Below are 8,800 nucleotides of genomic sequence, written 5' to 3'. Positions count from 1 at the left end.
GGCCTTGTGGAGGGGTACCGAAGAAGTTACGCCCCCATTTGTCTTGCGTCCATGCCTCGCGATCCCACTGTTTGATGGAATAAGGTGGATTGGCCAGGATGACATCGAACTGCCGAAGGCGGTCGCCTTCAATATGCCGGGGGTCCGCCAACGTGTCGCCTCGGATGATGGCAAAGTCTTCCACGCCATGCAGGAATAGGTTCATGCGCGCAATGCTGGAGGTGATCAGGTTGCGCTCCTGCCCATAGAGCTTGAGCGTGCGGTACTCGCCGCCAGAGCGTTTAACCTCGTCCAGCGCGGAGATCAGCATGCCGCCGGTGCCACAGGTGGGGTCGTAAATTGACTCGCCAGGCTTCGGAGCCAGCAATTGCGTCATCAGGTGGACAACGGTGCGGTTGGTGTAAAACTCTGCCGCTGTGTGGCCGGAGTCGTCTGCAAACTTCTTGATCAGATATTCATAGGCATTGCCCAACTCATCCTCGGGCACGCTGACTACCGACAGAGTTTGGGTCGAGAAATGCTCGATCAGGTTTTTCAGCGTTTCGTCGGGCAGCCGTTCACGGTTGGTCCAAGGCGCATCGCCAAAGATGCCATCCAGCATGTCGGGGTTGGCCGATTCGATGGCACGCATGGCGCGCTGAATGGCGGCACCTACGTTTTTCGGGGTTTGGCGCACATCGTTCCAATGAGCACCGTCCGGGATCTGAAAGCGGTGATTTTCTGAGAACTTCGCATAGGACAAGTCACCGCCTGTGTCAGAGACGGCCGCTTGGTACTCCTCTTCCCAGACATCGGCAACGCGCTTGTAGAACAGCAGCGGGAAAATGAACTGCTTGTAGTCGCCAGCGTCGATCAGGCCGCGTAGCAGAACGGCGGCACCCCAGAGGTAGCTTTCGAGTTCTTGTTGGGTGATACGGTTACTTGAATTCAAACTTAATCTCCTGACGCTTGATGCGCCACTCATGGCCACAACTCGTGCAGGAGCGCTCGGGACCTTCGATGTCGATACAGCAGCCGCCCAGGGCGATTTCCTTACGCTCAGCCATTTCAAAGGCTTCATGACTGGGCATGCCGTAAAGAATGTCCACTCCAGTCTTTTGCTTGCAAGCGGGACAAACATATTTTCGGACGCTCATTCCAGCCACGCCCCTTCATTCATGACCTGCGCAAGGCGCGCTTCGGCCTCGCGGCAGCGAGTGAGCGCAGCCTTGAATGCTGCAATGGCATCAGGCAACGGCGGTATGTCCTCTTGCAATGGAGGTAATACGTAGCGAGAGATGTTGAGCGTCCAGTCCTCCGCCTTGATGTCGTCAAGACTGACGATACGCACGGTATCCGGCACATCTTCGAATTTTTCGAACCAGTGCTGAATTTGCAGCGCCTGCTCCGGCTCAAGGTAGTTCTGCGCACGGCCACGCCGGAACAGGCGTGATGCGTCGGCAATCATGATCTTTTTACGCCGTTTAACGGGTTTCTTCTTACGCAACACCAATATGCAAGCAGCCAAACCAGTGCCATAGAAAAGGTTGGGTGCCAGGCCGATGACCGCTTCGACCAAATCCATCTCCAGCAGTTTCTGGCGAATCGTGCCCTCAGCGCCTTTGCGAAACAATGCGCCCTGCGGCAGAACGACGGCCATGCGCCCTTTGACCTCGGCCATTGACTTGACCATGTGCTGCACCCAGGCAAAGTCGCCAGAACTGGAGGGCGGCAGACCGGCGAAGTTGCGGCCGAACGGATCATTCACCCACTGTTCTTCACCCCACTTTTCCAGTGAAAACGGTGGATTGGCGATGACACAGTCAAAGTTGGAGAGGCGGTCACCCTCAAAAAAGGCCGGGTTGCGCAGGGTGTCGCCGCGCACGATCTGAAAGTCCTCAATGCCATGCAGGAACAAGTTCATACGCGCGATGGACGAAGTGGTGAGGTTTTTCTCCTGGCCGAAAAGCTTGCCCCACAGCCGTTTGACATCACCATGGGTGTCTTTCACGTGCTGAACGGCGGCAAGCAGCATGCCGCCGGTACCGCAGGCCGGGTCGTAGATGGTCTCGCCCTCACGCGGATCGAGCATATCGATCATCAGCCGCACCACACTGCGCGGCGTGTAAAACTCGCCCGCCTTCTTGTTGGTGGCATCGGCAAATTTCTTGATCAGGTACTCGTAGGCATCACCGAGCAGATCGGAGTTGACGTTGTGGTTGCCGAACGACAGCTTGGAAAAGTGCTCAATCAGGTCTTTGAGCAGGGGATCAGACAGTCGGTCTTTGTTAGACCACTGGGCATCACCAAAAACGCCATACAGTGAGTCAGGGTTGGCTTTTTCGATCTCCCGCATGGCGACTTGCAGTGCCGTACCGACATTGGTGGCCTTGGTACGAACGTCATTCCAGTGGCAATCCTCCGGGATCTGGAAGCGGTGCGACTCGGGGAACCAGGCCAACTGCTCATCGCCAGTGTCGTCAACGATCTCCTGGTATTCCTCGTCCCACACATCACAGATGCGTTTGAAAAACAGCAACGGGAAGATGTAAGTCTTGAAGTCAGCCGCATCTACCGGGCCGCGCAGGATGTTGGCGGATTCCCATAGGTGAGATTCAATCAGGTTGAGTGTGACAGTTTCGGCTGACAAGTGTTGCCTTGCTATGTTTGTTTTGGTGCAACTTGCATTATCCATTCGGCGCAGCACAAACCGTGGCCCGGTGGTCGTGCCCAGATCTTCATAACCATTTTGGAACCACGGCACGACACATGCTGTCGCAAGCGGTTGATCATGTCGATTAACACAAAAAACCCAGTGGTTTAGACTGGGTTGAACCCTTGCGGGCCGTTCAGGAAGGTAAAACGGGGGGCTTTAGAACCGAAAGGCATGTACCACTTGCAACAGGTTAGTTCAGTGTCGATTTGACGACTTTGCCATGGACACGGATTTCTTGTAAATCTTCCAGATTGATGAACTTACCCTGGAACCACATATAAATTGGATGCCAAAAGCTTCGATCAAGGGACAGCGCATAGGCGTCTTCGAAAGAGGTCGGGAGTTGTTCACCAGCATAGCGAACGAAAACCAGACTCAATGAATCCATCACGATTTCTACTGGATCGATGTCATTTTCGTGCACAAGTTTTTGAAGTTCATTGGGAGTTATGGCCTCAACTTCTGCTTCCAGAAGGTATTCCTCCATAAAGGCATTCCAAGCAACAGGAGCAACGTCAGTTGAACAAATGTCTATGGCGTGTTCGTCGGGCACCATGACTTCATCGAAACGGAAGTCTTGTCCCTCCTTGATGTCGAAGGCAAAAAGCAAACCGGTCTCAAACGCTTGAATTGTGCTGATTTCGGGCTTTGCACTTGCCCTTTGATCACGCAACAGATCGGCAACTTCCTTCGGTAATTCAAATTTTTGCTTGCCATTGAGAGTTGATTTCGTCAAATGATCAGCGGTCTTCCCATTTTTGGATGCTGTGCTTAACGCGGCCCAGTCTCTAAAGCCGTATTGAGAGGCTAATTTTTGCTGCGCCAGATTGAGTTTGCATGAAAGCTCTTTTTGAAGAGCACGTGCTTGACCCTTGAGGTCGTAAACAGATGGAATAGTTGACATGTTTTCTCCTGCCAGTGTTTATATGACGTGGTTCGCATTACGCCCGCACTGAAAGAATGAAAAGTGTCGGAAGTGTCTTTATCAGGATTCACCAAACCATGGAGATGGCGCGAACGGTAAGGCCTGAAACCTTGCGCTCGATCTTACCTCACCAGAATCAAAATTTTAGGGATGCAGTTCCAGCGTGGGCATGGCATCCTTGAAGTTGATTCAGTTGGTCTGATCAACCAGCCTGAGATCAAACATGACACCCTTCAAAGGAAGTTCACTTCGTATGCGAAGTGTGCGAAGTGTGCGAAGTGTTATAAATCCAAATAGATCAACAGCTTGCAGCGGGAAATCTGTTCGCAGACTTTGCGAAGAATGCGAAGTTTTCAGAGCACTACCGTGAACCATTGATCGTACGGCCGACGTTGTGAGCCTGCCAATTTTGGGACAAGCGGTCAGGTGCCATTCCTGACAAAGTGTAGGTTTGTGTCTGTGGGCCGTGCGAGCCTTTTGCCCTTGGCAGGGTCTGTACAACTACTTGGGCGGGTGATGCCAGCAGTAAATGCTCAATGGCCAAGTCGATCACAGATTTGGCAACGTGCCCCTGAAAACACTCCGTGGTGATCTGCCACCGGGTTGACGTCCCTTTCATTCTCAAAAACTCAATAATTTTCTTCGCTGCGGCACTGGTTCGAACCGAGTCTGCTGCATCGGTCGCTTTGACGAACACAAATTTGGCCGATTCAACACCATGACGAATCCAACCCATGGCGGCTTGAATATGCTGCACGTCTATTTGCGTTTGCAGATCGCAGAGGGCAAAAAGCATGGCCAGCCGCAGCAGCATTGGTGCGCGCCGCTCCAACAATGCCGTGACGCGTTCGCCACCACTGTCGTCAATCAGTTCCCCGCGATACAGGCGGGCGTAGATATTCTGGGCCTGCGCTGTCAATCCAATTTGCAAGTGATCGCGCACTGAAACGCGCTCGGCCTGAACGAAGTCCAGAACTCGGAGAATCCGGGTGGCCAAAGCGTCCACGACTTCGTGCGGCGTGGCTTGCGGAAACGGAACGATCTTTTCCCGTTCTGCCCAAATCATCAGGAACCGGTTGGCAAACCCGTTGGTCAGTTCACGCGCGCGCATCAACGCCAGGAGTTCGCTGGGCGAAATGGCACCACTCAAACACAGGTGGGGGTAACTGGCAAATAGGCGGTTGGATTTGGTCGCGGGCTTGAGGCACACCCCGTCCCAACAGTCACGCAATGCGGCCGACAAGGTGTTGCCCTCACGTCTACCCTGGTGCAGCACATTGGCAAATTCCGACTCCACAACCCACAAACGCTTGTCTTCAATGGCCGGAACTTCCACTTTGCCATTCTTGTACCCGTCGTGAAACAGTGAAACAAGGCCTTCGCGGCTGGACAGACCGCCACGGTGATTGGGTGGTGCCGCCGGTTCCCTCAACTGGCGCAGTGCCGTGTCCAGGCGGCTGACCAGCGACACGGCATCACCTTTTCGACCACGACCAGAACGACCAATGTGCAGCACAAATATACGGGTGTGATGCCAGGTGTTGCCAATCGGCAAATAGGGGCCACGCCCGACTGCACATGACAAATAAGCCATGAAATTTGCTGCAATCGCATAAGGGTTGGCCTCCGTGCCGTCACTTCCAGCTCTGGCCACGTCACCAACCAACCCGTACAGGCAGATTGGGTCTGGTTGAGGTGCGTTTCGATGGGTGTCGGGTGAGTCGTCCTCGGATCGATCATCCACAGAATTTGAAAGAGTATTTGCCACCCCAAAAAGATCATGACTGACCGGCGGATGCAAAGATCGATGGCTTGGCATTCATCTATGCGTCGAGTGATTCGGCTTCAACGATGGATTTGAACGCCGTCAATATGTCTGCATGGTGCTGTTGGAGGTATCGGTCGACTTCGACATTTGCCAGCAACTTGGACAAATAAGTGCGCGCCAGAAACAGTTGAAACACATCCTGGCTGAAATTTTGCTCGGCAAGTTTGTACTGATCTTGCAGGTTGCCCATTTCGCGTTCCATATTGGCCATCTGCGCAGGACTTACCCCCGCCACCTTTTTAGCCTTACTCGCATCGACCAGTTGTGATGCTGGTGTGGCTGCAAACAGCGCGTTGGCATAGGCCATGGTGACGTTGTTGGCTGCCACCATCAATTCAACGCACTCAACCTGTCGGGTTGGCTTCAATTTACGAAGAACAGAACCCAGATTCGCCGAGAATTGTTGATCTTTCAGGATGGCCGCCGCTTCTGCGCAGATGCCGTCAAGCAGCGTCAGCTTGCGCGTGATGCTGGTGATATCCAAGTCCAGGGCGTCCGCCAAACGCTGGGCAGTCACGCCGCGTTCCACCGCCCGGCGAAGCATAAGATGTTCTTGAATGGACGATAGCCGGTTGACGCGCGTGTTGTATCGGATGATCGAGAGCTCATTTGGCATCACGTTACTGTTGGTGTTGCCAAATTGCCATCACGTCCTGTCTTGACAGTCGTCGTCTTGACAGGGGCAAGAGACGCACACAGGGGTGATTTCTACGACCCAACTGCCGCCCTTGACCTGGCTGCTCTCTGTACAGACTGGCCTAATTCGGTAGATGCCAGCGGGGATGTTTTTGAGCCAATCCAAGTCGTCCATCTTGACGGGTGGTGGCGAAATCAGTGCAGTTTTTCTTGAGCTCGTGACGGTTTGTCCACCAGGACCGGAATTTGATTTGCGATACTTGCGCCAGTAATCTGGATTGCTTTCAGTCCAGGTTTGCTGAACCCGGCTTTTGTTGTCCCGGTAGTCTGGGTCACTTTTTTGCTTCTTTCGATCCCAGCTTTGTCGTCGCTCTTTTTGGCATTCGGGTAACGAGCAATAGGTCTGATTTGGGACTTTGTGATGCGGCTGAAAGGTTTCCCCACAGCACAGACAGATTTTGGTTGACATGTAAATTCTCCATATGAAATTGCATATGGGAACTGCACGGCAATGGTGGTCACTGCTGCTTGTCCAGAGTGACCGAATTGATTCATGAATTCAGGGGTTAGCAATGAGCCGCAGTCTTCGCAAGACACCGATTTTTGGTCACACGACAGCACGCTCGGAAGCCGACGACAAGCGCCTGTGGCATAAGCGCTGGCGCGCAAGTGAACGAGATCAACTTGCCAAGGTTGGTGTTGAGACTGATCACGTGACTGTCAATCGGAATGCTGTATCGAGCACTTGGGATATGGCCAAGGACGGCAAGTACTGGTTTGGCCCAAGCCGTCAGCGTGAGGTTGCTGAGCGCATCGCCGCCCGACGCACACGGTTGTCGCCGGAGCGTAAAGCGCTTCAGGCGCGTGTGTTGGCCAAGTGGCGTTCGAAATAGCTTGAAGCGTCTAAAGCAACACACCAATAAAACATCCATTAACACCCATTTCAACTCTTGCCATCGATGGGTGTTCAGCACTTATGAATGGGTGTAATTGGGTGTACCATTGGTTTATGCTCCGCACCGACTCCCTCCACATTACACCTGAGATCCTGGGCCTGATCGCTCGGATTGACGAATTCAAAGGCGCTTGGCGCGCTTTGGGAACGCTTGCGCCCGAACGTCTTTCAGCCTTGCGCAGGGTGGCCACAATCGAAAGTATTGGCTCGTCCACTCGTATCGAGGGCAGCAAGCTGACCGATAGGGAAGTAGAAAAGCTACTCTCAAACCTCGCGATCCAGTCTTTTGAGACCCGCGATGAGCAGGAGGTGGCTGGTTACGCAGAGTTGATGGACTTGGTGTTCAGCTCTTGGCGAGACATCCCGTTCAATGAGAACCACGTCAAGCAACTGCACCAAATCTTGTTGCGCCACAGTGAGAAAGACTCACGGCACCGGGGGCAGTACAAGACCAACTCAAATAGTGTGGCCGCGTTTGACGAAAACGGTGTACAGATTGGCATCGTTTTCGAAACGGCAAGTCCATTCGACACCCCCGGCCTCATGGCCGAACTGGTGGCATGGGTCAATGATGAGAGGGACAAAGCGCATTTGCACCCCCTGCTGATCATTGCCATCTTCGTGGTGGTGTTCCTGGAGATACACCCATTCCAGGATGGCAACGGCCGACTCAGCCGGGTTCTGACGACATTGCTGTTGATTCAGACGGGCTATGCCTATGTACCGTACAGCTCGCTGGAAAGCGTGATCGAGCTCAACAAGGAAGCCTACTACCTGGCCCTGCGGCAGACGCAGGGCTCAATCCGATCGGATGCACCCAACTGGCAACCGTGGCTGATTTTCTTCCTGCGCTCGCTGGCTGAGCAGGTCAGGCGACTTGAAAAGAAGGTCGAACGCGAAAAAATAGTGCTGGCCGCTTTGCCCGACCTGTCGTTGCAGATCGTCGAATTTGCCCGTGAGCATGGCCGTATCACGATTGGCGATGCCATCAAATTGACGGGCGTCAGTCGAAATACGCTCAAGCTTCACTTCCGCAACTTGGTCGAACGTGGTCATTTGAATCTGCAAGGCAGTGGGCGCGGTGTTTGGTACGAACTCAAGTAATGGGATTTATGGATGTTTAATTTGATTGTTTCGGGTTCCGGCTGGCAAACCCATCGTGACTCGTTTGGCAGTGGCCGCGTACTTGAGTACACCGATAATGCCGTAGCTCAGCGCTTCATGTCGAACAAGGTTTTGGATATCAATGCAGTGTCAAAACTGCCGACCCTGTTTATGTCGGAAACCCAAGGGGACGGGAACCAAGTTGCGCATGTCGGAACTATCACCCAACTCAAGTTGTCAGGAGCGGATTATCAACTCGAGTACGCAATTGATCCGGCCATTCGTCCGATTCCGAACTCGTCACTTTTGCGAATGGCCCGCGAACTTGGAATTGAAGATTTTGAATTCAGTCGGACGCATTGGGCAATAAAAGATGCCGATCTGTACAAGGCGTTGCTGAGGAGCATCCATAGCGACCTGCCAACACCAAAGGTATTTCAGTTGAGTCCTGCCCCTGCGAGCCTTCGTATGGTGTCAGCCATGATGCCTTTCAGCCCAGGTTTTGATGGCGTATATGCCGCTTTGGGAGTGGCGGCTGTGGCGGTCGGTAAGCAATGCAAAAGGGCCGATGACATTTGGAACCACGATGCGATCATTCAGGATGTGGTTTCACTGATTTGCAAATCAAGCGTAGTTATCTGTGATTTGACCGGAAAG

10 protein-coding genes are annotated in these 8,800 nt (G+C 53.3%); 3 read left to right on the top strand and 7 right to left on the bottom strand.

Annotated elements, in window-relative coordinates:
- From PHQ58_RS22530 to PHQ58_RS22500, 7 genes are all read right to left on the bottom strand, one after another.
- Positions 1-931 (bottom strand): class I SAM-dependent DNA methyltransferase (locus tag PHQ58_RS22530; protein ID WP_300115919.1); only part of this gene is annotated, 931 nt, incomplete at its 3' end.
- Entirely contained in the window at positions 918-1,088 is a 171-nt protein-coding gene (locus PHQ58_RS22525; protein WP_300115917.1) for a hypothetical protein, read from the bottom strand. The genes PHQ58_RS22525 and PHQ58_RS22530, both read right to left, overlap by 14 nt.
- 44 nt (positions 1,089-1,132) lie before the next feature.
- Positions 1,133-2,674, bottom strand: a complete 1,542-nt coding sequence (locus PHQ58_RS22520) for an N-6 DNA methylase (RefSeq protein ID WP_367187366.1) — start codon at positions 2,672-2,674, stop codon at positions 1,133-1,135.
- A 211-nt stretch (positions 2,675-2,885) separates the two neighbouring features.
- Positions 2,886-3,599, bottom strand: a complete 714-nt coding sequence (locus PHQ58_RS22515; RefSeq protein ID WP_300115911.1) for a hypothetical protein — start codon at positions 3,597-3,599, stop codon at positions 2,886-2,888.
- A 382-nt stretch (positions 3,600-3,981) separates the two neighbouring features.
- Complete coding sequence (locus tag PHQ58_RS22510) at positions 3,982-5,364, bottom strand: hypothetical protein (protein ID WP_300115909.1); 1,383 nt, start codon at positions 5,362-5,364, stop codon at positions 3,982-3,984.
- Positions 5,365-5,443: 79 nt separating this feature from the next.
- Positions 5,444-6,064, bottom strand: coding sequence for a plasmid partitioning protein RepB C-terminal domain-containing protein (locus PHQ58_RS22505; RefSeq protein ID WP_367187365.1), 621 nt, complete (start codon positions 6,062-6,064; stop codon positions 5,444-5,446).
- Positions 6,065-6,279: 215 nt separating this feature from the next.
- Complete coding sequence (locus PHQ58_RS22500; protein WP_300115908.1) at positions 6,280-6,639, bottom strand: hypothetical protein; 360 nt, start codon at positions 6,637-6,639, stop codon at positions 6,280-6,282.
- Positions 6,640-6,656: 17 nt separating this feature from the next.
- On the opposite strand from PHQ58_RS22500, the gene PHQ58_RS22495 reads away from it, so the two are divergent.
- From PHQ58_RS22495 to PHQ58_RS22485, 3 genes are all read left to right on the top strand, one after another.
- The gene (locus PHQ58_RS22495) at positions 6,657-6,977 is read left to right on the top strand and encodes a hypothetical protein (RefSeq protein WP_300115907.1); all 321 of its coding nucleotides are present in this window, start codon (positions 6,657-6,659) and stop codon (positions 6,975-6,977) included.
- 116 nt (positions 6,978-7,093) lie between these two features.
- Complete coding sequence (locus PHQ58_RS22490) at positions 7,094-8,143, top strand: Fic family protein (RefSeq protein ID WP_300115904.1); 1,050 nt, start codon at positions 7,094-7,096, stop codon at positions 8,141-8,143.
- 12 nt (positions 8,144-8,155) lie between these two features.
- The coding region (locus tag PHQ58_RS22485; RefSeq protein WP_300115903.1) for a hypothetical protein at positions 8,156-8,800 on the top strand (645 nt) is incomplete at its 3' end.

Origin of the sequence: Rhodoferax sp. (assembly GCF_028688795.1) — a bacterium.
Classification (GTDB): domain Bacteria; phylum Pseudomonadota; class Gammaproteobacteria; order Burkholderiales; family Burkholderiaceae_C; genus Rhodoferax.
Note: the sequence above shows the minus strand (reverse complement) of the source record. Positions and strands in the feature narration are given on the sequence as shown.

Excerpts from the sequence above, each read along its gene's own strand:
- PHQ58_RS22520 (WP_367187366.1), bottom strand. The coding sequence starts at position 2,674 with ATGGATAATGCAAGTTGCACCAAAACAAACATAGCAAGGCAACACTTG.
- PHQ58_RS22515 (WP_300115911.1), bottom strand. The coding sequence starts at position 3,599 with ATGTCAACTATTCCATCTGTTTACGACCTCAAGGGTCAAGCACGTGCT.
- PHQ58_RS22505 (WP_367187365.1), bottom strand. The coding sequence starts at position 6,064 with ATGCCAAATGAGCTCTCGATCATCCGATACAACACGCGCGTCAACCGG.
- PHQ58_RS22500 (WP_300115908.1), bottom strand. The coding sequence starts at position 6,639 with ATGAATCAATTCGGTCACTCTGGACAAGCAGCAGTGACCACCATTGCC.
- PHQ58_RS22495 (WP_300115907.1), top strand. The coding sequence starts at position 6,657 with ATGAGCCGCAGTCTTCGCAAGACACCGATTTTTGGTCACACGACAGCA.
- PHQ58_RS22490 (WP_300115904.1), top strand. The coding sequence starts at position 7,094 with ATGCTCCGCACCGACTCCCTCCACATTACACCTGAGATCCTGGGCCTG.